19 protein-coding genes and 2 tRNA genes are annotated in these 23,392 nt (G+C 61.0%); 8 read left to right on the plus strand and 13 right to left on the minus strand.

Going from position 1 to position 23,392, the window contains the following annotated elements; translation table 11 throughout:
• Positions 1–123: 123 nt before the first annotated feature.
• The 5 genes from ACRQDJ_RS08715 to ACRQDJ_RS08735 all read right to left on the minus strand — a co-directional run bounded on the left by ACRQDJ_RS08715 (position 124) and on the right by ACRQDJ_RS08735 (position 5,830).
• The gene (locus ACRQDJ_RS08715) at positions 124–855 is read right to left on the minus strand and encodes an SDR family NAD(P)-dependent oxidoreductase (RefSeq protein WP_284903416.1); all 732 of its coding nucleotides are present in this window, start codon (positions 853–855) and stop codon (positions 124–126) included.
• Between the two features lie 48 nt (positions 856–903).
• Complete coding sequence (locus tag ACRQDJ_RS08720) at positions 904–2,133, minus strand: L-lactate MFS transporter (protein ID WP_284903418.1); 1,230 nt, start codon at positions 2,131–2,133, stop codon at positions 904–906.
• Positions 2,134–2,484: 351 nt separating this feature from the next.
• Positions 2,485–3,501 carry an alcohol dehydrogenase AdhP gene (gene adhP, locus ACRQDJ_RS08725; protein WP_026429465.1) on the minus strand — a complete coding sequence of 339 codons (1,017 nt, stop codon included), beginning with the start codon at positions 3,499–3,501 and terminating at the stop codon, positions 2,485–2,487.
• A gap of 187 nt (positions 3,502–3,688) precedes the next feature.
• Positions 3,689–4,747, minus strand: coding sequence for a thiamine-phosphate kinase (gene thiL, locus ACRQDJ_RS08730; RefSeq protein WP_284903420.1), 1,059 nt, complete (start codon positions 4,745–4,747; stop codon positions 3,689–3,691).
• Positions 4,748–5,830, minus strand: a complete 1,083-nt coding sequence (locus tag ACRQDJ_RS08735; RefSeq protein WP_284903421.1) for a D-alanine--D-alanine ligase family protein — start codon at positions 5,828–5,830, stop codon at positions 4,748–4,750.
• A gap of 96 nt (positions 5,831–5,926) precedes the next feature.
• On the opposite strand from ACRQDJ_RS08735, the gene ACRQDJ_RS08740 reads away from it, so the two are divergent.
• Complete coding sequence (locus ACRQDJ_RS08740; protein ID WP_284903422.1) at positions 5,927–6,568, plus strand: AMIN-like domain-containing (lipo)protein; 642 nt, start codon at positions 5,927–5,929, stop codon at positions 6,566–6,568.
• 3 nt (positions 6,569–6,571) lie between these two features.
• Here the strand turns inward: ACRQDJ_RS08740 and murA are convergent, their stop codons facing one another.
• The 3 genes from murA to leuC all read right to left on the minus strand — a co-directional run bounded on the left by murA (position 6,572) and on the right by leuC (position 10,133).
• Positions 6,572–7,897: a UDP-N-acetylglucosamine 1-carboxyvinyltransferase gene (gene murA / locus ACRQDJ_RS08745; RefSeq protein WP_016442924.1), complete on the minus strand. Its 1,326-nt coding sequence runs from the start codon at positions 7,895–7,897 to the stop codon at positions 6,572–6,574.
• An 89-nt stretch (positions 7,898–7,986) separates the two neighbouring features.
• On the minus strand, positions 7,987–8,637 hold the full coding sequence (leuD, locus tag ACRQDJ_RS08750; protein WP_435717995.1) for a 3-isopropylmalate dehydratase small subunit: 651 nt from the start codon (positions 8,635–8,637) through the stop codon (positions 7,987–7,989).
• Positions 8,638–8,657: 20 nt separating this feature from the next.
• Entirely contained in the window at positions 8,658–10,133 is a 1,476-nt protein-coding gene (leuC, locus tag ACRQDJ_RS08755) for a 3-isopropylmalate dehydratase large subunit (RefSeq protein WP_435717996.1), read from the minus strand.
• Positions 10,134–10,432: 299 nt separating this feature from the next.
• Between leuC and ACRQDJ_RS08760 the strand changes: the two genes are divergently transcribed.
• Positions 10,433–11,194 carry an IclR family transcriptional regulator gene (locus ACRQDJ_RS08760; protein ID WP_051107003.1) on the plus strand — a complete coding sequence of 254 codons (762 nt, stop codon included), beginning with the start codon at positions 10,433–10,435 and terminating at the stop codon, positions 11,192–11,194.
• A 7-nt stretch (positions 11,195–11,201) separates the two neighbouring features.
• On the opposite strand, the gene ACRQDJ_RS08765 is transcribed toward ACRQDJ_RS08760, so the two are convergent.
• On the minus strand, positions 11,202–12,410 hold the full coding sequence (locus ACRQDJ_RS08765) for a glycosyltransferase (RefSeq protein ID WP_435717997.1): 1,209 nt from the start codon (positions 12,408–12,410) through the stop codon (positions 11,202–11,204).
• A gap of 184 nt (positions 12,411–12,594) precedes the next feature.
• Between ACRQDJ_RS08765 and def the strand changes: the two genes are divergently transcribed.
• Positions 12,595–13,152 (plus strand): peptide deformylase, encoded by a 558-nt coding sequence (def, locus tag ACRQDJ_RS08770; RefSeq protein ID WP_126134559.1) that lies wholly within the window; start codon positions 12,595–12,597, stop codon positions 13,150–13,152.
• 69 nt (positions 13,153–13,221) lie between these two features.
• Positions 13,222–14,274, plus strand: a complete 1,053-nt coding sequence (locus ACRQDJ_RS08775; protein ID WP_320757092.1) for a ChbG/HpnK family deacetylase — start codon at positions 13,222–13,224, stop codon at positions 14,272–14,274.
• Positions 14,275–14,903: 629 nt separating this feature from the next.
• Here ACRQDJ_RS08775 and ACRQDJ_RS08780 read toward each other — a convergent pair.
• The 4 genes from ACRQDJ_RS08780 to gltX form a co-directional block, all read right to left on the minus strand.
• Positions 14,904–14,976 (minus strand) — tRNA-Glu (locus ACRQDJ_RS08780).
• 25 nt (positions 14,977–15,001) lie between these two features.
• Positions 15,002–15,073, minus strand: a tRNA-Gln gene (locus tag ACRQDJ_RS08785).
• Positions 15,074–15,287: 214 nt separating this feature from the next.
• The gene (locus ACRQDJ_RS08790; protein ID WP_320757093.1) at positions 15,288–16,190 is read right to left on the minus strand and encodes a hypothetical protein; all 903 of its coding nucleotides are present in this window, start codon (positions 16,188–16,190) and stop codon (positions 15,288–15,290) included.
• A gap of 207 nt (positions 16,191–16,397) precedes the next feature.
• On the minus strand, positions 16,398–17,900 hold the full coding sequence (gene gltX / locus ACRQDJ_RS08795) for a glutamate--tRNA ligase (protein WP_320757094.1): 1,503 nt from the start codon (positions 17,898–17,900) through the stop codon (positions 16,398–16,400).
• A 25-nt stretch (positions 17,901–17,925) separates the two neighbouring features.
• Here gltX and ACRQDJ_RS08800 point away from each other — a divergent pair, with 25 nt between their 5' ends.
• The 4 genes from ACRQDJ_RS08800 to aroE all read left to right on the plus strand — a co-directional run bounded on the left by ACRQDJ_RS08800 (position 17,926) and on the right by aroE (position 22,850).
• Positions 17,926–19,119: a MalY/PatB family protein gene (locus ACRQDJ_RS08800; protein WP_320757095.1), complete on the plus strand. Its 1,194-nt coding sequence runs from the start codon at positions 17,926–17,928 to the stop codon at positions 19,117–19,119.
• Positions 19,120–19,201: 82 nt separating this feature from the next.
• The gene (locus ACRQDJ_RS08805) at positions 19,202–19,945 is read left to right on the plus strand and encodes a fumarylacetoacetate hydrolase family protein (RefSeq protein WP_320757096.1); all 744 of its coding nucleotides are present in this window, start codon (positions 19,202–19,204) and stop codon (positions 19,943–19,945) included.
• Between the two features lie 69 nt (positions 19,946–20,014).
• On the plus strand, positions 20,015–21,988 hold the full coding sequence (locus ACRQDJ_RS08810) for an AMP-dependent synthetase/ligase (RefSeq protein ID WP_101595079.1): 1,974 nt from the start codon (positions 20,015–20,017) through the stop codon (positions 21,986–21,988).
• A 4-nt stretch (positions 21,989–21,992) separates the two neighbouring features.
• Positions 21,993–22,850, plus strand: a complete 858-nt coding sequence (aroE, locus tag ACRQDJ_RS08815; RefSeq protein WP_101595082.1) for a shikimate dehydrogenase — start codon at positions 21,993–21,995, stop codon at positions 22,848–22,850.
• The last annotated feature ends 542 nt before the right edge of the window (positions 22,851–23,392 follow it).

The following is a 23,392-nucleotide window of genomic DNA, read 5'->3' on the forward strand; positions in this document are numbered from 1 at the left end:
ACCTCAATAAGGCCGACTTTTCGTTGCTATGGCGGGGCAAACCCCGGATATAAGACCCACCATTTGTCTATTAACCCTGAATCGGGGTTACAACCGGGGTGATTCCCAGAGTTTCTCCGGCTTTTATTGGATGGTGAAACCGCCATCCACGGTCAGCGTGGTGCCGTTCACGAAACCGGCCTTACCATCCGCCAGGAAGAAGACGGCTTCCGCAACTTCTTCAGGCTGGCCAAAGCGGCGCAGCGGAACCGGATCGGTGGGGATCGAGTCGACAATGCCGGCAACCAGAGGCGTCACGATGGTACCGGGTGCCACGGCGTTGAAGCGGATGCCTTCCTTGCTGTATTCCGAGGCCAGGTGCTTGGTGTAGCCAATAACGGCGTGCTTAGCAGCGGTATACGCGGCCCCACCCTTGGCAGCTACGATTCCGGCAACGGAGGCAATATTGACCACCGCACCCTCGCCGCGCTTGAGCATGCCGGGGAGGACTGCGTTCGTCATATCAAAGACGGAGGTCAGGTTAATAGCCAGGAGGAAATCCCAGCGTTCGCGCGGGGTATCCAGGGATGCCTGGTACTTATCAAAGACACCGGCGTTATTGACGAGCACGTCGATATGCTCGAATTCTTTTTCCACCTCGGCCACGGTAGCGATGATGGAATCGTGATCGGTCAGGTCAATGGTGAAGGATGCGGCTTCCCCACCCGCGGCCTTGATCTCTGCCACCGCAGATTTCAGACCGTCCTCATTGACGTCAAGAAGGGCAACCTTGTAGCCGCGCTCCGCGAAGAGCTTGGCCTCCGTGAGCCCCATACCCGATGCCGCTCCTGTGATAACAGCAGTTTTCTGACTCATTTTTTCTCCTCTTATATTGGGTTATACCGCCGCTGGCGGCAGCTTTTATTACTTGGAGCGCCGCTGTGACACGGAGCCCTTCTTCATAACAATTCCGAGAGCAGCGATGGCAGCAACCGTCAAAACCGCTGCCCACATAAATGCCGGGGCATAGTTGCCACTTTGCCGATAGAAGGCCGCCAGCTGGGGAGCGATGAGGGCAGCAACGGAATACGCCGTGAACATAATGGCGTAATTGAGGGTGGAGTACTTGGCACCAAATTGGTCAGATACCAGGGCAGGGAAAAGCGCGAGTAAGGCGCCGCCCGAAGCACCGACCAAGGCCATCAAAGCAAGGAACAGGCCCGCGTTAGTCACCACGGACATGGAAAGCATGGCGGCCACATTGACGGCCATGGCGATCATCAAGGTGATTTCGCGCCCCAATTTATCCGAGAGCGCTCCAAAGATCATCCGACCAATGAAATTGGATAGGGCCACCACGGTCACGGAAATCGTAGCTAGCTCAACTGACATGCCGGCTTGTTCTTTACCGATGGTGGCCGCCGCCCCGAGCATCATCATGTAGGAGGTACCCGCGCCCACGAAAACGAAGAAGAGCAGCCAGAAGGTCGATGTTTTCATCATTTCTCGCCAGGTGAGCTGCACTCCGCCGGGCACGGAAGAATTCGTACTGGGCGGGGTCCACCCGGCAGGAACATACCCTTCAGCCGGAGGGCGCACGAATGCCGCGAAGATGAACATAAGGGCGGCATACACAATTCCCAGGACGATAAACCCTGCGAAAACACTCTTGGCCTCAATAACCGCGGTAGCCACCGGTGCCGCGAAAACCGGACCGACCGCAGCAAATCCGATAACCAAACCGGAGGCGAGGCCCCGCCGATCCGGGAACCACTTGAGTACCGAGGTGATGGTGTAGTTATAGATCATGCCACCGCCGATGCCTGCCAGCACCCCGAAGGTCAGCCACATCATGGCAACGCTCGTCGCAAAGCCGGTGAGTACCCACCCGACACCGTAAAATAACGCTCCGGTGAAGACGATGCGGCCGGGCGTAACCTTATGCGCGACGGTTCCGACGATAATCCCCATGAGCGCGATGAAAATGTTGTAGAGCGTGAAAGCCAGGGTGATCTGACCCATCTCCCAGCTGGTTTCTTCCATGAGGGGAGAAACAAAGACCGAGAAGGCAGATGTGCCCGATAAAGCAAAGGTGAAAACACTGCCGGATATGAGGACGAGCCAGCGGTTTGGCGTTGAAACAATCGTTCCCATAGATAATCTCCCAAGGGTGGTAGCCACAAAGTTCCGTTGCCCATTCAACCGAACAAGTAGGCCGTAAGTACTAATGTGACCTAGAGTACCACCGGGTATACCCGGCATGCCACAAAAAAGAGATCAGTATAAGCAGGTCGTGAAAGTGGGCGAGCAGGGCGTAAGTTTGTGCAAGCAGGAGCCGGAAGGCCGAAAACTAAGAGCCGAGAGGCCGCAACAACAAGGAATCGGAAAGCTGTGTAAGCAAAAAGGGGCGGACCCGGATAAACCGGATCCGCCCCTCCCGAGTAGGGATTATGCAGAAGTCGCCCCGCGGTGACGCCGGGTCACGCGCGGAGGATTTGCCAAGCCCTACTTGGAGAAATCAACAACCATGCGGCCTTCGATCTTGCCGGCCAGCATTTCGTCGATCATATCGTTGATGTCATCGAGGGGACGGGTGGCCACGATCGGCTTGACGAGGCCCTGGGCCCCGAAGTCGAAGGCTTCGGCCAGATCCTGGCGGGTACCCACGAGGGAGCCCACCACCTTGATGCCGTCCAGAACCGTGCGGTGGATATTCAGGTCAATGGTGCCCTTCGGGAGCCCGACGCACACCACCGTGCCGGCGGCCTTCATGGCGTCCACGGCCTGACCGAAAGCAACCTGGGATACCGCGGTCACCACCGCAACGTCCACGCCGCCCACTTCCTTCTGGATCCATTCCCCGGAGTTGATATCCGAGGAATTGACAACGAGGTCAGCGCCGACCTTCTTTGCCGATTCCAGCTTCTCGTCATTGATATCCACCGCGACTACGCGGGCCCGGAAGACATTCTTGGCGTACTGGATGGCAAGGTTACCCAGCCCGCCCGCGCCGTAAATCGCCACCCACTGGCCGGGGCGGATATTGCCATTCTTGAGGGCCTTGTAGGTGGTCACGCCCGCGCAGGTGATGGACGAAGCTTCGGCCGGATCCAGCCCTTCGGGGACCTTGACGGCATAATCGGCGACGACGATGCACTTCTCGGCCATGCCACCGTCAACGCTGTAACCGGCATTTTCCACGTTCCGGCACAGGGTTTCGTCACCGGTCACGCAGTATTCACAGTGGCCACAACCGCGGAAGAACCAGGCGACAGACACGCGGTCGCCCACCTTGAGCGAGGTGACATCCTCACCGATTTGTTCCACAACGCCCACGCCCTCGTGGCCGATAATGCGGCCGGGCACGTCACCGAAATCACCGAGCGCCACGTGGATATCCGTGTGGCACAGGCCGCAGTATTCGATATCGACGAGTGCTTCGTTGGCCTTAATCGGGCGCAGTTCCACGTCCTTAATGTCAACGTAGCCGTCCGAGGTTTCTCGAACTGTCGCTGCTCGCATTTTCTCCTCCTATTTCAGCGGGAGCATCCTTACTCCCAGTTGATGCGGTGCGGTTCGCCGCACCACTTCTTATTTTTGCGAGCGTCAGCATAATCTTCCAGGGGAGAACGTCCTGATTTCGCGCAAAAAATTCACCTATCCGGATAACGGTGCAGCGGCCCTCACCAGCGACCTTCGGCCTCGGCCCTCACCCGCGCCGGAAATGATCCCAACCGCTTCCCCGCGTCCAGGCGCGCCCGTCCACGGTCACCAGACCGCCCGGATGCGCCGCTTCCACCGCACCGATAAGGCTGAAGCCTTCCGGGAGGTGCGGGATGCGCGCTCCCCAGGCCCGTTCCGGGCTCACGTCCATCGTGGCGAGGAAACCGTGATCTTCTCCCCCGGTGAGCACACAGCCATAGGCCCACTCCAGCGGATCGGAACGGCCCAAGTGCCGGGCCACCTCGAGGAGGTCATGGGCGTGGCGGGAGAGCGTCTCAGAATGAATATCGATATGCACCCCGGAGGCGGCAGCTATCCGCTGCGCATCGCGGAGCAAGCCGTCAGACACATCCATCATCGCCCCGCGCAATCCGGCGCGGACCGCGCGCAGCACCTCGGTCACGGGCGGGCGCGGGCGTAGAAAATCCTGAATGAGGCGGGTGGCGGCATCCGGGAAAGCTCCCCGTTCCGGAGCAAAGCCGCGGCTGAGAAGTTCCAAACCGGCCGCCGCCCGCCCCAAATTCCCGCAGTGAATAAGGGGCTGCCCGGGCGCTGCCGCCGAGCGTTGCAGCGGGGTGCGCCCTTCCAGATCACCCAGAATGGTGGCGCTGATGGCCATATGGCTCCCGCCCACGAGGTCTCCGCCGTCGACCCCACATCCGAGCGGGCCGCAACATTCGGCCAGGCCGCGCGCAAGGTCACGCACCCAGGCGACCGGGACGTCCCCGGGCAGTTCCATGGCGACGACGAGGGAACGCGGCCGCGCTCCCATCGCAACAGCGTCGGCAATATTTTGGGCGGCCACCCGCCAGCCGACATCGCTCCCGCTGGACCAGTCGCGCCGAAAATGCACGCCTTCCACGAGCATATCGGTGGAGACCGTGACCCGGCCGTCGCTCAAGCCGAGCACCGCGCTATCGTCCCCGCTGGGGACGATTGTTGTTTCGCCACGCGGGAGCAGCGGCACGATCTGGGCGAGGAGTTCCGCTTCGCTCAGGTCGCGCACCAGGGGCCCGGGCATATTACTGGCAGGTGGCCGGGGCATTTAGCGCAGCCCTACCCCGCGCGCGAGGGCGAGCTCGATGAGTTCGGAAATGAGATCGCGGTAGGCCAGCCCGGTTTTCTCCCACAGGATGGGGTACATGGACACGGCGGTGAACCCGGGAATTGTATTGTGTTCGTTGACGTACATCTCCCCGGTGGTGGTGTAGAAGAAGTCCACGCGGGTCATGCCTTCGCATTCGAAAACCTCGAAAACGCGCCGCGCCAGGCCCCGCATTTTCTCCGCGTCCGCCTCCGGGAGCGCGGCAGGAATCTCCATATGGAAGCCTTCGGTGGCCACGTATTTGGTGGCGTAGTCATACCATTGCACGTCCAAAACGATTTCCCCGAGCACGGATGCGCGCGGCGCGGCACCGTCACGCCCGCCGAGCACGGCGCATTCGATTTCACGGCCCGGGATTCCCGTTTCCACAATGACTTTAGGGTCGACGGCGCGCGCTGTGGCAATGGCGGCGTCGAGCTGCGAAAGTTCAGCTACCCGCGTGATGCCCAGTGAAGATCCGGCGCGAGCTGGTTTCACGTACACGGGAAGCTGCAAACGTTCGGCTACTTCCGCGCGTACGCCCTCCGGGTCGGCGTTCCAGCGCTGGGGTTCCACGAGCACGTAGGGCGCAACCGGCAGGCCGGCTGATTCCAGCACCAGTTTCATATAGTGCTTATCCATGGCCGCGGCCGAGGCGAAAACCCCGCAGCCCACGTAGGGAATTCCCATCATTTCGAAGGTGCCCTGGATGGTGCCATCTTCGCCGAAGGGGCCGTGGAGCAGCGGGAAGGCCACGTCGATAGGCCCGAGGCTGCGCGAACTACCGTCCTCACCGCGCACCACGAACCCCCCGCCGGGCCCGAAATCTGCCAGCACGCGTTCTCCGTGATATTTCACGTCCGCGCCGGCAGCCACCTCCTCCGTGCTCATGGGAACCCAGATGCCTTCGGTGGTGATGCCGATGGGGATAACGCTATAGCGCTCCGGGTCAATAGCTCCCAGAACGGAAGCCGCGGTGAGGCAAGAGACGGAGTGTTCTCCGGATACGCCCCCGTAGATGAGGGCGACGTGATGTGTGGCCACGAATGGACACCTTTCTACTCAGTGCTGTTCCCAGGGTAGTACGCCGGGCCGCGCGGCAAGGTGACAAACCCGGGCGCGGCCTACTACAGTAAACATATGACACAGAACACAATGAAGTCGTTTCTCCTGCTCGCAGGCGCTGCCGCCCTCACGCTGGCCGGTTGCTCCGGGACCGGGAAGGGTGCTCCGGCTAGTGATGGCGCGGCCACGCCGTCCACCCCGGCCGCTTCTTCCCCTGCGCCAGCGGTGAGCCAGTCCCCCAGCCTCACACCCAAGGCTGCGGAAAGCTCCCTCAAGGGCTTTATTGAAGGGGACTCGCAGTCCCCGAATTATCCCAAGCTCACCGAGAATTCCGCGGTGCCCACCGCCGTGCGGGCGGCCGGCCACGAGGGCTGGGACCGCGTGGTGGTGGAATACGATAGCGATGCCGATCTGGAATGGTTCAGTTTCTTCGGTGATGAGGCCATTCAGGATGGTTCGGGGCGGCCCCTGGATATTCCGGGCAAGCGCTTCCTCACCCTGAGTATTTCCGGGGTGACCTACCCGGAGGATCCGGCGCAGGCCGCGGATCTCTCCGTGCCGAACCTCGGGGGCGCGAAGGTGGTGCAGGGAGTCCACGTGGAGCACGCTTTTGAGGGCATGCACCAGGTCCATATCGGGCTGGATAAGGATCGGCCCTACCGGGTGCAGGTGCTGGAGAGCCCCAAGCGGGTTGTTATTGACGTTGCCAATAACTAATCCTTAGTCATCCAGGGGCGTGACATCCGCGCCCAGGGCCTGGAGTTTATCCAGGAACTTTTCGTATCCGCGATCGATAATATCCACCCCGGATACCCGGGATTCCCCTTCGGCTGCCAGCGCGGCAATGAGGTGGGAGAATCCCCCACGCAGATCAGGAACCACAATATCGGTGGCCCGCAGCGGGGTAGGCCCTTGGATGACAGCCGAGTGGTAGAAGTTACGCTGCCCGAAACGGCATTCGTGCCCGCCCAAGCATTCGCGGTAGGTCTGGATATTGGCACCCATATCCCGCAGCGCTTCGGTGAAGCCGAAACGGTTTTCGTAGACGGTTTCGTGGACGATGGACATACCTTCGGCCTGGGTAAGCGCGACGACGAGCGGCTGCTGCCAGTCGGTCATAAAACCGGGGTGCACATCCGTTTCAAAAGATACGGATTGTAGCGCGCCGCCCGGGTGCCAGAAGCGGATGCCGTGGTCGCGCACATCGAATTTTCCGCCGACTTTCCGGAAAAGATTGAGGAAGGAAGTCATCGACTGCTGTTCGGCCCCGCGTACGAAAATATCCCCGCCGGTGGCTAGGGCAGCCGCAGCCCAGGAGCCTGCTTCGATGCGGTCAGGTAGGGAAGTATGGGAGTAACCAACCAGTTCATCCACGCCTTCCACGCGGATAACGCGATCAGTATCCACCGAAATAATCGCACCCATTTTCTGGAGTACCGCTATGAGATCCATGATCTCGGGTTCCACCGCGGCATTGGACAGCTCCGTCACGCCCTCCGCCATCACCGCGGTAAGAAGGGTTTGTTCGGTGGCCCCTACCGAGGGATAGGGCAGGCGCACCGGCTTGGCCCGCAAGCCCTTGGGTGCCACCAAGTGCATTCCTGCTTCTTCTTGGACGCGCTTGGCACCGAATTCTTCCAGGACACGCAGATGGAAGTCCACCGGGCGCGAGCCGATATGGCACCCGCCCAGGTCCGGAATATACGCCTCGCCCAGGCGGTGCAGCAGCGGGCCCGCAAAAAGAATGGGGATACGTGAGGAACCGGCCAGGGCATTCACTTCGTGCGGATCGTGGGGTAGGTGAATATCACCGGGGGTGATTTCCACGGTTCCGGCTTCCGGCTGGTAATTGACCGCCACGCCGTGCAGGCCGAGCAGCTCCGAGACCACGGTAACGTCACGGATTTGCGGCACATTGCGCAGCACGGATGTTTCTTTGGTGAGCAGGGAAGCAACCATGGATTTCGACACAAAATTCTTTGCGCCGCGCACAGTAATCTCACCGCTCAGGGGGACTCCTCCGCGAACCACAAGTTGGGACACCATACTCTCCGCCTTTCTCGCGTGTCACAGGTACCCAGCCAGCATACCGGCCCGCGGCCAGTTTCCGGAGTTATGAGGATATCCGGGTGGCGTTATGCCTGCGAATCGGGGTCCAGGCGCGCCGAACGTACTGGCACCTCGGGAAGGTGCCGCTGCGGCAGGGTACGCGGAGTAAAACCCGGCTGATGGGCTTCGTATTCCTCAATGAGGGAGATATCACGCAAAGTCAGGGCAATATCATCCAGGCCTTCCATGAGACGCCAGCGGGTATACGGATCGATCTCAAAGGGGAAGGTGGTATCCGCGCAGCGCACCTCACCGGCCTCCAGGTCAACGGTCAGCTCCCGGCCCGGCTTTTCTTCCAAAAGTTCCCACAGCCTCGTGGCGGCGTCGTCGCTAATTTTCCCCGCAACCAGGCCCTGTTTTCCCATATTGCCGCGGAAAATATCACCGAACCTCGGGCTGAGAACAGCGCGGAAACCGTAATCACGCAGCGCCCACACGGCGTGTTCACGTGAAGAACCGGTACCGAAATCCCGCCCGGCAACCAGAATTGAACCGGCCGTGTACGGGACTTGGTTGAGAATAAAAGCGGGGTCTTTGCGCCGTTCGTGGAAGAGTGCGTCCTCGTAACCGCTTTTGGTGATGCGTTTGAGGTAGCGAGCGGGCAGGATCTGATCGGTATCCACCTCGGTTTCGCGCAAGGGAACTCCGATACCGGTGTGCTGGGTGAAAATTTCCACGGGTCTGTTCTTTCTACATTCTACGAGCGGGCGGCGCGGCCCACGGCCGGTACAGCGCGGACTGCGGCCGGTAGGGTACCCGCACCCGCGACCGGGGCGAGATCCGCAGGATGGGAAATATGGCCGGTGACCGCGGTGGCGGCGGCCACCAGCGGGGAAACGAGGTGGGTGCGCCCGCCCGGGCCCTGCCGACCGCGGAAATTACGATTTGACGTCGAGGCGCAGCGCTCGCCAAATGTGAGCTGGTCGGGGTTCATCCCCAGGCACATGGAACAGCCTGCATTGCGCCACTCGGCACCGAAAGCCCGGAAAACTTCATCCAGTCCTTCGGCTTCTGCTTGGAGGCGCACCCGCGCCGAAGCCGGCACGATCATGACACGCAGGTCTTTGGCTTTGTGGCGCCCGCGCCACACCGCGGCCACCGAGCGCAGATCTTCAATACGTCCGTTCGTGCACGAACCGATAAAGACGGTATCCACGTGAATATCACGCATGGGCGTGCCCGGCCGCAGATCCATATATGCGAGGGCTTCACGCGCGGCTTGGCGCTCTTTTTCTTCCGGCAGTGTTTCCGGATAAGGAACGACGCCGGACAGCGGCACCCCTTGTCCAGGATTCGTGCCCCAGGTGACAATGGGCTCAATTTCAGAGGCTTCAAGAACAACTTCGGTATCGAAAAGCGCGTCAGGATCGGTGTAGAGAGTGGACCAGTATGTTACCGCGGCATCCCAGGCATCCTCCCGCGGGGCGTGCGGGCGCCCGCGCACATAATCCACCGTGGTGGCGTCCGGGGCTACCAGCCCGGCGCGCGCCCCAGCCTCAATGGACATATTGCAGATCGTCATACGTGCTTCCATGGACAGTGCCCGGATTGCCTCCCCGCGGTATTCGATAATGTGCCCGGACGCTCCGTTAGTTCCGATCTTGGCGATAACAGCGAGGATGATGTCCTTCGCCGTTGTTCCTTCCCGCAGGGTGCCGTTGACGGTAATGGCCATATTTTTGAAACGCTGGAGGGGCAGGGTTTGGGTGGCGAGGACGTGTTCAACTTCCGAGGTGCCAATACCAATCCCGATGGAGCCGAAAGCACCGTGGGTCGAGGTATGAGAGTCCCCGCACACAATCGTCATACCCGGTTGGGTCAGGCCCAGCTGCGGGCCAACCGCGTGGACAATTCCCTGATCCGCGTGTCCTAGCGAATAAATGGGGATCCCGAACTCCGCGACGTTAGCGCGCAGCGCTTCCACCTGTTTGCGCGAAGTGGTATTCGCGATGGGACGATCAATGTCAATGGTGGGAACGTTGTGGTCCTCCGTGGCAACGGTGCGGTCCGGGCAGCGCACCGGCCGCCCTTCCAGGCGCAATCCGTCAAAGGCCTGCGGGCTGGTTACTTCGTGGATGAGATGCAGATCAATGTAGAGAAGGTCGGGCGTTCCTTCCTCGCCACGCCGCACCAGATGGGCATCCCAGATCTTATCCGCGAGTGTGCGCCCCATCCCGGCCCTCCCCTCCTCCCCGGGTATCTTCCCGGGTTCTTCTTGCTGTTACTTTTCTGCTTTTCTACTTTTCCAACGGTGATCGGTTGTGGTGGTCCGCGGACCACTGTACCGAACCTCGTCCACATGGCAAGATAAAAGTCTCATAATATGGACATTACGCTGCTGTAACGCGGCGGCTCCGGAGTCTCGAAGTGGTCCGGGGAAGTTTTAGCAATGCACACAGAAGCCACGGCACTGCGCGCGGCACCACAGTGTGGACATTTGCATCTCACTTATTGAGATGAGAAAATTTCGGTATGGTTGATTCTCCTCACGCTCAGCCTGCGCCCGCCCCAGAGGGAAGTGGTGTGGGCGTTCTCGATAAGGCTGCCGCCGTGCTCGATGCTCTCGAGGCGGGCCCGCAAACATTAGCGCAACTGGTGACCGCTACCCATTTAGCACGGCCGACGGCGCATCGCCTGGCCGTCGCACTGGAATACCACCGTTTCGTTTCCCGCGATAACGAAGGGCGTTTTTCTTTAGGGCCGCGCCTGGGTGAACTCTCCTCCGCCACCGGTGAAGACAGACTCATCGCCGCGGCGAATCCCGTGCTTATCGCGCTGCGTGACCATACCGGGGAATCTTCTCAGCTCTACCGCCGCCAGGGCGACCAGCGCATTTGCGTGGCGAATGCCGAACGAACCATGGGTCTGCGCGATTCCATCCCGGTGGGCGCTTCCCTCTCGATGAAGGCAGGCTCGGCAGCGCAGGTGTTACTCGCATGGGAGGAGCCCGATCAATTGCATCGCGGTTTGCAGGGCGCTTCCTTTACGGCCACGAATCTTTCCGCGGTGCGTCGGCGTGGTTGGGCGCAAAGCGTGGGTGAACGCGAAGCCGGTGTGGCTTCTATCTCCGCACCGGTACGCGGGCCGAGCGGCCGGGTTATTGCAGCGGTATCCATTTCTGGGCCGCTGGAGCGGATGGGCCGCCAGCCCGGGCGGGTACATTCGGCAGCGGTGGTGGCCGCCGCCGGGCGCCTCACCGACGTTCTTCAAACAACCGAGGGCATTAGCGAGTAGTCGAGGACTACCACCCACTACTGTTCCGAATGGCCCGGTCATATTCTGCAAGAACCAAAGGAACCACCTCCTCCCAACCGTATCCGGGCGCCACGCTCGCATTATGGTGAGCCATGCGGGTGCGCAGCGCGGTATCTTCTACCAGGCGGGCCAACTGCGCGATCATATCCGCATCTGTTTCTGCCAGGAGTGCCGAGCGCCCGTCCTCAAGGAAATCATCAGCTCCGGTACCGGCCGGAGAAATAATGGGCAGCCCGGCCGCTCGCGCTTCCAGGGTGGCAATCCCGAAGGCCTCGCGGCGTGAACTGGTGAGATAAATATCCGCGTGCCGGTAGGCATCCATGAGTCCGGCCCGATCCGTGCGGCCGGGAAGATGAAGCCAGCTTCCCCCGGGACCCGGGTTCCCGCGCGAACGCCCGCGCCGTTCCAATTGGGAGCGTAGCGGGCCATCCCCGTAAATGGTGAGGTGGATATCCCGCCCGGTAAGCTGGCGTGCCCCGGCCACGCAGTCAATGAGGGCAGCATTGCGTTTACGCGGAGCCAGGCGCCGTGCGGCCACAACCTCCACGGGCAAACCCGGCTGATCCTCCAGGCCTGGAACCCCGCCAGCACCAGCTACCCCGAGAGTACGTGAGGCAGCCGAAGTACCCCGATGCCCGAGGCGATAGGCAGCAACCGTGCGCCACTCCCCCAGATCCACACCGTTGGGAATAACTTTTACGTCACCACCCACCGCCCGGTGTACCTGCCCGGCCACCCACGTGGATACCGCGTTATGGACGACACCGCGCGCGGTAACCCAGCGCAGCGGGGCAAGTAGCTTTTCCACCGGATCCAATACGCAGTGCCAGGTCACAGTAGTGGGGATACCTTCCACCGCGGCGATGCGCATGGCCGCCCAGGCAAAAGGCGAAACCACCCCCGCTTGAATATGCACCACATCCGCACCGCGCATGGAAGCACGCAACTGGGCACCGTGCCCCGGGGATACCGGGAGATGACCGAAGAGTGCTGAAGTAATGCGCTGGACGGGAATACCCGCCACAATATCCCGATCCACTGGGATCCCCGGATCCGGAGGAGTATCGCGCGGGGTGGCGGTGATAACCAGCACCCGGTGGCCGGCATCCCGCAAGGCTAGGGCAAGATCGCGGGTTTGAGCTTCGATCCCGCCCAGGCGAGGGAGGAAGCAATCCGAGACAAGCGCGATGCGCATAAGCCCTCACTTTCTTACGGAAGATACCCCACGGAGGAGTTCCATTGATGGAGCATCCCACCCGCGGCGGGTAGGTGCGCCGTCGTTCTTTTTCCTAGCGTCAGCTTAGCGCCCGCATCTGACAGAAAAAGCAGCCGGAACGGAATGCTCTTTGCCTGGGCGCGCCCGGGCCTTAAACTAAAGCATGGCTATTCTTCCTATTTACATCACCGGCGATCCCGTTCTGCATCGGCCGGCCGAGCCCATTACGGAATTTAACGAGGAACTGGCGCAGCTGGTCGAAGATATGTATGAGACCACGGTGGCGGCTCCCGGAGTGGGGCTGGCCGGGCCGCAGGTCGGTATTGGCAAACAGATTTTTGTGTGGGTCTATGCCGATCAGGATGAGGCTCCCGAGCGCGGCGTCGCCATTAATCCCACGCTGTTTATCGAACCTGTGAATCCGGATGAAGAGCCTTTCGAAGAAGGGTGCCTGTCCTTCCCCGGCGAACAGTATCCCCTGGCGCGCTCCCCGCACGCTTTGCTACGGGCGCAAAACGAAAAGGGCGAGCATTACGAAATCGAGGCAACCGGGTGGTTCGCGCGTATTCTTCAGCATGAATACGACCACCTCACCGGGCATTTGTACGTGGATCGGCTCACGGGGCGCGAGGAAGCCGCAGCGAAACGTGCCAAGCGTGAGCACGGCTGGGGCAAGAAGGGTAATACCTGGCTGCCCGGGCGCGACAACCTCGAATACTAGCGCTTTCGGTCCCGCGTAGCCGCCGCGCGGACTCCCATTCATTTTTTGTTCATATTTCGGTAACGTGAGATGGATATTTTTGGCGACATGATTGCATCCCATCCCAGCTCTTCGGCCCGCACCGTCGCGGTGTGCGCGGATGGGCTGGGGCGCAATCGTGCCCTGAATAACCTCATTATCGAGATGCTTGAACGCGAGCATGCCACCTGTGCAACCCTCCTAGTTGCTGCCCCCGCGGCGGATCATGCCCTGCGGGCTTTGGCGGCCGTCGGTATCGATCCGGGGCGGATTTTGCTGGGTTTCGCCATTAGCTCGCAGGGGCCGGGGGCTCCGTGGCGCGCCGTCGCCGCGCACGCCTCAAGTTTGACGGACCGCGGCGGGCGCTACCTTTCCGCGGAAGAAAGCACCGCTCCCCCGCAACTCGTGCGTGAAGATATCCTCACGGAATTGGCCGCACAATTCTCCTGGATGGAGGACCGTGGGTATCGCCCCGCGGGTATTGCCGGCCCGTGCTACGGTCGCGATTTTCGCGGGCGCGGCCTGGTTATTGATTGCGCCCTGGAGTTTTGCGGGCGCGTGGGGGTGCCGCTACGATACGCACGCCGGGGTGATCCGCTTCTGGCCGCCTCGCGGTACCTGGAGGATCGTGGTGCAAGTTCCGGGAAGGGTGCCGCCGGGCGGCACGCGAACTCCGGTACCGATGCCGAGGTAGCCAGCGCGCACGCCCGGCGGGTGGAACGTGCGGATACTCTTGGGGTGCTTCTTCCGAACGACGTCGTTTTCTTTCCACCGGAGTTCCCCGCCGAAAGCTACGGGGAATTACGCCATGCCTACCTCAGTGCGCTAGAAGAATGCGCTGGCCCGGCAATCCAGGTGGTATTCACCCCGGCCCGCGAGGATAGCGGAGCCGGGCGCGGGGAATGGGAAACCCGGCTGATGCGCGATCCGTCATTCTTGCGGGCGGTAGCGCGGGCGCGGTGTGCCGATGTGCAAGGGATATCTACTGTGTCGGCTGGCAGTAAGGCCACGTTGAAAGTTGTTGAAGGTAAGCTCGTGGCAGCGAGTGACACCAGATTTGACGATGATGTTATGCACAACGTGATTGATGATATGCGTAAATAACGCGCTCTTCGCGGGTAAGTAGATAGAAATGGTCGCTAACACCCGGACTTTTCCTTGCTACGCCAACAGAAAATTCGGGCCGCCACGCATCGCAGGCGAATCGTGGGTAGAGGTGTCAAAGTGGGCATCTTGAACCGTATAGGCACACAGTGCGCATTCAGGACGGGGCTGCCGTTGCTGTGACTTTGATTTCGGACAAACGCGGCGACCTTCCCGCGAGAACCTCATGGATCTCACCAACTTCAATAGTCACACCAGCACCTGCAGGGGCGGTATGTGTTTTCAGAGCTGTACTGCACTTGTCGTACATGCGAAGTACATCCCGGAAAAACATACCCTCCTCGCCTGCGCGGCGGTCGGCTAGGCGGGACGGCGAGCCAAAGTGTGAGTCCGGGACATCGCCTCCCACAGGATGTGCGTAAGAGACACAAAACCGCCCCGAAACGGTGCTCTCCCGCACATTTTGTTTGCGGGACGCAGTTCACGGTAGTTCCGGGCCAGATCCAAGCCAACGCCACGCCGTCATTAGACCCACTTTTGTCTATTAACCCTGCATTCTCATCCTAGAGACTGCGGCTGAGCTGAGACGAGTCAAGGCGGGAAAACTTCGGTTTTCCCGCCTTGCGCTGTACCCCGTACCGGATTTGAACCGGTGTTACCGCCGTGAGAGGGCGACGTCCTAGGCCGCTAGACGAACGGGGCCTATGAGGATGCCGAAGCATCATCGCTGGGGTACCAGGACTCGAACCTAGAATGGATGAACCAGAATCACCTGTGTTGCCAATTACACCATACCCCAAGGGTGTGGACCTCAGAATCGTTACATTCCCGAGGACGACAGATAAAAAGCTTAGTGGAATCTCCTCGAGCTAGCAAATCCACTGGACGTGTGACGCACCACGTTCTCGGCCCACGCTAGTTCAAGCGGCGCACCTGCTCGAACTGCACCCGCGCCGGTGCAAACGGACAGCCAGCTCTAACCGCACCCGCGCAAGCCATGCCGAAACCCACCGCTACCATTCACGCACGCGGCCTTGCCGCTCAGCTTCCTCCCGCAAGGCTTCCGGTACCTGAAGCCAGATGCGTGAACCTGGCGTGCAACCGGTGAGCATCGTATAGCCGTCACAGGCGGGTAGCGGGGAAAACATGGTGCGCACGGCTCCGGCGATGGTGATATCCACGGCATCGTAATCGCGGCGGGCCCGAGGCCAATTAACCGTGTAGGTATCCAGATCACCGAGGCTATCCGGACTCCACATCCGATCCAGAGGGACTCTCAGCGGGTAGCGCTCCACCAACTCGACCCAGTCGGCCGCGGTGACAATCCGATAAATCCGCGAATGTTCCGGCTGCGCCACATCCGGGAGTTCGGTAGATAGCAGGCGGGAGTGCGGGTAGTCGCCAGCGTCGTCGCCGAAAAACGACCAGGTGCTGGAGATCTCCCCGAGGGAGTGGCCAGCGAAGAATTCACCCACGTCGAAACTGAGGTAGCTGAAGGCAAGATAGCCCTCCGGGAGCGCCGGACTATCGGCCGGGCCGAGGATCTCGATGATCTGCGAACTGATCTCCCAGCTAAGTGCTTTGCGGCTGCGGCGGGAACGGTGAGTGCGGCGATGGCTGGGCAACACGACCTCGTGGAAACGTAGCTGCTGGGGTTCGAAGCTCGCCTCCCATTCGGGCGGAATACGCTGCTCAAGTACATGATTGATTCGCGCGGCCTCGCGCGCACCCACAGCCCAATCCCCGGCAAGAACGCGCTCAATATCCGCATTAAAAGCAAAGTGTATAGAGAACTCCCCCAGCGCCAGATTCGCACGCTGGAAAGGACCCAACTCAGCCACCGGCCAGGACGGTTTAGGCTTCTTCACATCGAGTAACGCCACCCGCGGTTCACTCTCCACGCTGCCGTCATCCATGGTGAGAGGTTCGAAGAATACCCAACGGCCTGCGCCCTCGCTTGAGCCTATACCCTCACCCGCGCAGTCACTTGCACCCGCACCTACCCGCTCCCAGGCCCTTCCCCAGGCACGCACGTATGTTCCCGGCGCGGGAAAAGACGCGGCGGGCCGCGGCGGCGTCGTCGTATATACCACCATCGCGGCCCTCCCCGTCCGTTTTCTTTACTACCCGGAAATCTTCTCCAGGAGTTGGTCGATGCGTGCCACCGCTTCCTCGCGCCCGAGGATCGCGATGGAATCAATCACCGGGATGGACACATTCGTGCCCGTCATCGCCACGAAAAGCGGGCCGAAGGCGAAGCGCGGTTTAATACCGAGGCCCTCCACCAGCGCCGCGTCAAGGGCGGGCTTAATAGCATCCGGAGTGAAATCATCCAGAGCACTCAGGGCCTCACGAGCCCCGCGCAGCGCTTCGGGCGCTGAATCGCGCAGCTTGGAGAGGGCTTTCTCGTTGTATTCCAGTTTCGCAGCACTAACGAAAAGGAAACCGAGCAGATCCCGAGCCTCCCCCAGCAGCTGCATGCGGGTCTGCGCCAGCGGTGCCGCCGCGTCAAGAATCTCACGTTCACGGTCCGTGAGCTCCTCATAGGTGGAGGCGCTGAGCACATCGTTGAGGTAAGGAACGAGGCGCCGGGTGTAATCCGCGACGTCAAGGAGGCGGATATGGTCCGCATTAATGGCCACGCACTTCTTGTCATCAAAACGTGCCGGGTTCGGATTGACATTGTGAATATCGAAATGCTCCACGAGTTCTTCCTTGCTGAACACATCACGTTCGGCGGAGAAAGACCACCCGAGCAGGGCCAGATAGTTGAGCAGGCCCTCCGGAATCATGCCGCGTTCGCGGTGGAGCAGCAGATTCGATTCCGGATCGCGCTTGGACAGCTTCTTGTTTCCCTCCCCCATCACATAGGGCATATGACCAAAGCGCGGCGTCCATTTCGCGATACCCAGTTCTTCCAGGGCACGGTAGAGCACGATCTGGCGCGGCGTGGAGGAGAGCAGATCCTCCCCGCGCAGCACGTCCGTCACTTCCGTGAGGGCATCATCAATGGGGTTCGTGAGGGTGTAGAGCGGATCCCCGTTGGCACGCACAATCACGTAATCCGGGGTGGAGCCGGCCCGGAACGTGATATCCCCGCGGATCACATCCGTGAACGTAATATCTTCATCGGGCATGCGCATACGCAACACAGGCTCACGCCCTTCAGCCCGGTAGGCGGCCTTCTGTTCTTCGGTGAGGTTGCGATCATAGCCGTCGTACCCGAGCTTGGGATCCTCACCGCGTTCGCGGTGGCGCGCCTCGATTTCCTCCGGGGTGGAGAAAGATTCGTAGGCGTAGCCGCGCTCCAATAGCTGCGCCGCAACCTTGCGGTAGATATCACCGCGCTGAGATTGCCGGTAGGGACCGTGTGGGCCGCCCACCTCAACTCCCTCATCCCAGTCCAGCCCGAGCCAGCGCAGGGAATCAAGAATCTGGTGATACGACTCTTCAGAATCACGGGCTGCATCAGTATCTTCAATGCGGAAAATAAAAGTTCCACCCACGTGCCGGGCGTAGGCCCAGTTAAAGAGGCAGGTGCGTACCATACCGACATGCGGGGTGCCGGTGGGTGAGGGACAGAAACGAACTCGGATCTCGCGTCCGGTAGCAGTTGTGATAGCCATGATGAGTTAAGGATACGCTACGGATATGACATATGATTTCGACACTCGCACCATCTCTGATCTCCTCGCGCAGGGATCGCACAAATGGTCCGCGTTTGGGGATGCTATCGCCATGTGGGTGGCCGAAATGGACTTGGGAATCGCGCCGGAAATTCGCGATTACCTGGTGAGCGCAGCGCAGCGCGGCACCCTCGGCTACCTTCCTCCCCGCGAAATTCCGGGGATTATGAACGCAGTTTCCACCTGGCTCGGCCAATTCGGCCCGGCCCCCGACCCGGAGCGCATGTTCCTCATTCCCGAGGTTCTCAGTGCCTTACGGATCACGATCACGCAGTTCACAGCCCCGGGCGCCCCGGTCATTGTCCCCACTCCAGCCTATATGCCATTCCTCACACTTCCTGGCGGGTACGGCCGGGAAGTACGCCAAGTCCCCTCGGTTTTCCGTGAGGGGCGCTGGGAGCTGGACCTCGAAGCGCTGGAAGAGGCCCTCACCCCCGGTTCCCTTCTGATTTTGTGTAACCCGTGGAACCCGGCGGGCCGATGTTTGACCGGTCCGGAGCTCGATAAGGTCGCGGCCGTGGTGGAGCGACGCGGAGCCCGCGTTTTTGAGGATTGTATTCACGCCCCGGTACTTCTTGACGGCACCTACGTTCCCCACGGCCCGCGCAGCGCGGCCACTCGCGCGCATACGATCACCGCGACCAGCGCAACGAAGGGCTGGAATATCCCCGGGCTCAAAGCAGCGCAGCTCATTTTTTATAACGACGACGACACCGCCCGCTACGCGCACCTTGACAACGCCTGGAGCTCCCCGACTTCCACGGTGGGAGCCCGGGCCACCAAAATCGCTTTCGAGGAGGGGCGGGATTGGAATCGCGCGGTGTGCTCCTATATCGCTGAAACATTGCGGATCGTGGAAAAACGGGTGCGGACCTGGCCCGGGGTGCGCATGGCCCACGTGGAAGGCACCTATATCGCGTTCCTTGATTTTTCCGAGGCGGAATTTGTGCGCGCGGAGGAGGAACGTGCCCGCAAAGAGGCGCGCGAGCCGAAAGGCGCCGTCGCCGCTATTTTGGAGCGGGCCAACGTGGCACTCACGCCCGGGCGGGCCTCGGGCACCGGTTTTGAGCAATGGGCGCGCATGGTGCTGGCCACCCCGCGCGCAATTGCACTGGAGGCCCTGGACCGAATCGAAGGCCTGCTGGAGGCCGGGGCGTAACGCGCAGGTAGCACGGCAGCACCGCAACGCGCCTTCGGGGCGCCGGTCGCTAAAGTCTAGGTGAAATACTAAGGTTAATGATATGAAAATAGCACGCTTGAGTTTGAGCCAGGGCCCGCGCTATGCGGTCTACGACGAAGGCGCTGATGACTTCGTTATCCTCGCCGACGATCCGATTTTCGGGGAGATCCAACCTACCGGAGAGCGGGTGGCCGCTGCCGATGCCGTGCTCCTCTCCCCCATGATTCCACGCTCGAAGGCCATTGGTTTCGGCAATGCAACCGCACCGGGTGCCACAGCTGATGACCTCTTCTTCTTTATGAAGCCCAATACGGCGGTGTGCGGGCCTGATGATCCGATTATTATTCCGGACTGGGCTAGCGAAGGCCTCGCCCACGAAGTGGAACTCGGGATTATTATCGGGCGGGTCGCCAAGGACGTTCCCGAAGAACGCGCGCTGGAAGCCGTATTTGGTTACACCATTATTAATGATGTGACCGCCCGCGGGGATGTGAACGGTGCACAGAAGATGTTTGATACCGCGCTCCCGGTGGGCCCTTATATCCTCACCGATATTGACGTGAGCGATCTGGCCATGACCTCGCGGGTGAACGGGGAAACCTACACCCGGGCGCGAACCTCTGACTATCCGCTCTCCGTGGCGCAGTCGGTGGCAGCGGCCTCGCGGCGCTGCACCCTACTTCCCGGCGATATTATTCTGCCCGGTGCCTTTAACGGTGAGCCGCCGCTGAAAGCGGGCGACGTCGTGGAATGTGAAATCGAAGGTTTCGGGGTGCTGCGCAACCCGGTCCTCGCGGCGAACTAAAGCCCGGCAGGCGAACTATACAACCGAGGACCGCACCCGCACCGCGGACGGGCCCATGCAGGAGGATAGATGAAGAAGCACCGCGATGGTTCCCTATCGCAAAAAGCTCCTTTCAAGAACGAGTCGTATCACACGGTTCCGTGGCTGCTCGCGCAGCGGCAACGCAAGCATCCGCGCGATATCGCGGTGCATATCCAGAGCTCGATTGGCGGGAACTGGAAACCGTTGACGATTACGGAATTCCTCGAGCAGGTGCGGCTCACCGCCCGCGGGCTCATCGGCCTGGGGCTCGGGCATGGCGAACGCATCGGGATCCTCGCGGCAACCTCCTACGAATGGGCGCTGCTGGACGCGGCCGCTTTGCATATCGGGGTGGTGCCGGTTCCTATTTATGAAACAAGTTCCGCGAAGCAGATCGCGTGGATGGTTGCCGATGCGCAGATCACCCATATTTTCACCGATACTCGCGCCCACGCGGAACTGGTGGATTCGGTGACCCCGCCCGCGATTCCGCCCGCGACCGTCATGACGGAAGATTGGCGCGCCGCGCTCAATGCCGCGGCCCTCGAAGTTCCCGAAGAAGACCTGGACGCCCGTATCGCGGCGGTTACGGCCGATTCGCTCGCGACCATTATTTATACCTCGGGCACCACCGGAGATCCCAAGGGCGTGGAACTCACCCACGGGAATTTCGCGCGTACCGTGCTGGGAACGTGGCATTACGAACCGGAGATTCTCAATAATCCGCAGGCTTCGCTGCTACTCTTCCTCCCCATGGCGCATGTGATGGGGCGGATTTGCGCCTACTTCGGGCTAGCCACCCGTATTTCGGTGGGCTTCGTGGGCAATCTCAAAAACCTCATGAGCGACCTGGAGACTTTCAAACCCACCCTGCTGCTGGTGGTGCCGCGCGTTTTGGAAAAGGTCTATAACGCGGCCGAGGCGAAAGCCGGGGCGGGCCTGCGGCGCCGGATTTTCCGGTGGGCGGCCGATATTGCGGTGCAGAACGGCACCCGGCGCCGGCGCAGCCCGATTTTCGCGGTGAAACGCGCGCTGGCACGCAAACTGGTCTTCAATAAATTGCGCGAGGCGATGGGCGGGCGGATTCGTTTTGCCATTTCCGCCGGGGCGCCGCTGGGCACCCGCCTGGGGCGCTTCTACCGCGGCATCGGGCTCACCGTGGTGGAAGGTTACGGCCTCACCGAAACCACCGGTCCGGCAAATGCCACGCGCGCGGCAAATCCCGTGCTGGGTACCGTTGGATGGCCGCTTCCGGGCATGCGTATTAAACTTGCCGACGACGGCGAAGTCTTGGTCAAGGGCCACTCTGTCTTCCGCGGTTACCATAACAATCCCGAAGCTACCGCGGCTGCCTTTGCGGACGGCTGGTTCCACACCGGGGATCTCGGGACGCTCGATAAACGTGGCAACCTCACTATTACTGGCCGGAAGAAGCATCTTATTGTGACGGCCGGGGGCAAGAATGTGGCACCGGCCGTGCTGGAGGATAAGCTGAGTTCCCATCCCCTCATTTCCAATGTGGTGGTGTTGGGTGATGGGGAGCCTTTCATTTCTGCGTTGATTACCCTTGATGCGCAGATGCTTCCCTCCTGGCTTTCCTCACACGGTTTGCCGAAGATGAGTCCGGCCGAGGCAATGAATTCCGAGGCCGTGAACGCTTCGCTCCAGCGCGCGATTGACCGCACGAACGCGCAGGTTTCACGGGCGGAGTCCATCCGGAAATTCGTGATTGTGCCCGGTGATTTCAGCGAGGCAAATGGCCTGCTCACGCCGTCACTGAAGGTGCGCCGCGAAGTGGTGCTCGAACGGTACCGTGATGTTGTGGATGGTATTTACGGGGCGAACCATTCCGAGTCCACGAAGAAATCAGAGGCGAAGGAACGCCGGCGGGCGGCCCGGAAAGAACGGCGCGCGCAGCGCCGGCTCGAGCGGCTGCGGCGGCGCGGCGAGCGTGGCGCGGCCGGGCAGCTCGGAGATCGCTCCGGGCAGCAGCCTGGCGAGCCGGCCGGCGGTGAGAAGTAGCGCGATGGGGATTGATGGGCGTACGGTCAGCTACGCCGTTATCGGGCACCCGGTGGGTCATTCCCGCTCCCCCGCCATGCATAATGCGTCCTTCGCCCACCTGGGTGTAAACGCCGTTTACCTGGCTTTCGATATTGCTCCGGATGCGGGTGCGCGGGCGGTCGCGGCTTTGCGAGACCTGGGTTTTGGCGGTTTTAACGTGACCATGCCGCATAAAACTGCCGTGTATGAGAGCGTTGATGAGCTCTCCGACGATGCCCGGCTCATGGAGTCGGTAAACACTGTTCACATCCGCGAGGATGGGAGCACGGTCGGGCACAATACCGATGGCCGCGGCGCTTTTGCGGCGGTGCGGGCAGCTGGATACGATCCTGGCGATTCGGTGGTGATTTTAGGGGCGGGTGGAGCTTCGCGCGCGATCTATACCCGGGCCGCCCTCGAAGGGGTATCCCGCATCCGGGTCTTTTCCCGACGCGGGCAGAATTACGAACGGGCTATTGAGATTTTGGCTCGCTTGCGTGCCGAAACCGGTGTGGATGCCCAGCTTTGTGACCTTGCTGATGAGCAGGCGCTGCGCCGCGAGGTTGAGGCCGCTTCCCTTCTGGTCAATGCCACGAGCGTGGGCATGAGCGCCCACCCGGGCGCTCTGATCCCTGAAAGCTGGCTGCGCCCGGGCCATATTGTTTTTGATGCGGTGTACGAACCGCTGGAAACGGAGCTGCTCCAGCGCGCTCGCCGCGCCGGCGCGGGATGCGTATCCGGCTTGGATATGCTGCTGTGGCAGGGCGTTTTTGCCGAAGAAATCTGGCTGGGCCGCACCGACATTCCCGTGGAGGTCATGCGGGCGGCCCTGTGCCAGTAGCAGCGTCGGCCTACATATCCGCGCAGATAGCTAAGGTCGCAATGAGTGCGCACGGAGGGACTCGAACCTGTCAACGGCGACAGCGTGAACTCCTTGTTTTGGCTTGTTTCCTAGTGTTTCCAGCGTTTTGAGTGTCGCTCTATTCGCTCAAATCGCTTGCTTCGCTCGCTATTTCGTGTCCATGGACACGGGCTAGTCGCCCCCGGTTAGTGCGGGGTTGCCGGGGCTAATAGACAAATGGTGGGTCTTATACCGGGAGTTTGCCCTGTCATACCAACGAAAAGTCGGCCTTATTGAGGTCGGGCACCTCAATAAGCTTGCTTCCTTGACATCCGTTGCGTGACATGCCTTGACGGAAAACTCGTTCCGTCCGGGCTGCCATGCGCCACAGCCACGGGGTGGGCAGAGGCGTCAGAGCCGCTTTCTGGGCCGTGTAGGCGCCATAGTGCGCGTTAGAGACACGAAGGGCTAATAGACAAATGGTGGGTCTTATACCGGGAGTTTGCCCTGTCATACCAACGAAAAGTCGGCCTTATTGAGGT

The organism is Actinotignum urematis (assembly GCF_051264595.1).
Classification (GTDB): domain Bacteria; phylum Actinomycetota; class Actinomycetes; order Actinomycetales; family Actinomycetaceae; genus Actinotignum; species Actinotignum timonense_A.

Coding starts and splice junctions, on each gene's coding strand:
- murA (WP_016442924.1), bottom strand. CDS start 7,897: ATGGTGTCCCAACTTGTGGTTCGCGGAGGAGTCCCCCTGAGCGGTGAG.
- ACRQDJ_RS08760 (WP_051107003.1), top strand. CDS start 10,433: ATGGTTGATTCTCCTCACGCTCAGCCTGCGCCCGCCCCAGAGGGAAGT.
- ACRQDJ_RS08790 (WP_320757093.1), bottom strand. CDS start 16,190: ATGGATGACGGCAGCGTGGAGAGTGAACCGCGGGTGGCGTTACTCGAT.
- def (WP_126134559.1), top strand. CDS start 12,595: ATGGCTATTCTTCCTATTTACATCACCGGCGATCCCGTTCTGCATCGG.
- ACRQDJ_RS08720 (WP_284903418.1), bottom strand. CDS start 2,133: ATGGGAACGATTGTTTCAACGCCAAACCGCTGGCTCGTCCTCATATCC.
- ACRQDJ_RS08715 (WP_284903416.1), bottom strand. CDS start 855: ATGAGTCAGAAAACTGCTGTTATCACAGGAGCGGCATCGGGTATGGGG.
- leuC (WP_435717996.1), bottom strand. CDS start 10,133: ATGGGGCGCACACTCGCGGATAAGATCTGGGATGCCCATCTGGTGCGG.
- ACRQDJ_RS08740 (WP_284903422.1), top strand. CDS start 5,927: ATGACACAGAACACAATGAAGTCGTTTCTCCTGCTCGCAGGCGCTGCC.
- aroE (WP_101595082.1), top strand. CDS start 21,993: ATGGGGATTGATGGGCGTACGGTCAGCTACGCCGTTATCGGGCACCCG.
- ACRQDJ_RS08800 (WP_320757095.1), top strand. CDS start 17,926: ATGACATATGATTTCGACACTCGCACCATCTCTGATCTCCTCGCGCAG.
- ACRQDJ_RS08805 (WP_320757096.1), top strand. CDS start 19,202: ATGAAAATAGCACGCTTGAGTTTGAGCCAGGGCCCGCGCTATGCGGTC.
- gltX (WP_320757094.1), bottom strand. CDS start 17,900: ATGGCTATCACAACTGCTACCGGACGCGAGATCCGAGTTCGTTTCTGT.
- ACRQDJ_RS08765 (WP_435717997.1), bottom strand. CDS start 12,410: ATGCGCATCGCGCTTGTCTCGGATTGCTTCCTCCCTCGCCTGGGCGGG.
- adhP (WP_026429465.1), bottom strand. CDS start 3,501: ATGCGAGCAGCGACAGTTCGAGAAACCTCGGACGGCTACGTTGACATT.
- ACRQDJ_RS08775 (WP_320757092.1), top strand. CDS start 13,222: ATGGATATTTTTGGCGACATGATTGCATCCCATCCCAGCTCTTCGGCC.
- thiL (WP_284903420.1), bottom strand. CDS start 4,747: ATGCCCCGGCCACCTGCCAGTAATATGCCCGGGCCCCTGGTGCGCGAC.
- ACRQDJ_RS08810 (WP_101595079.1), top strand. CDS start 20,015: ATGAAGAAGCACCGCGATGGTTCCCTATCGCAAAAAGCTCCTTTCAAG.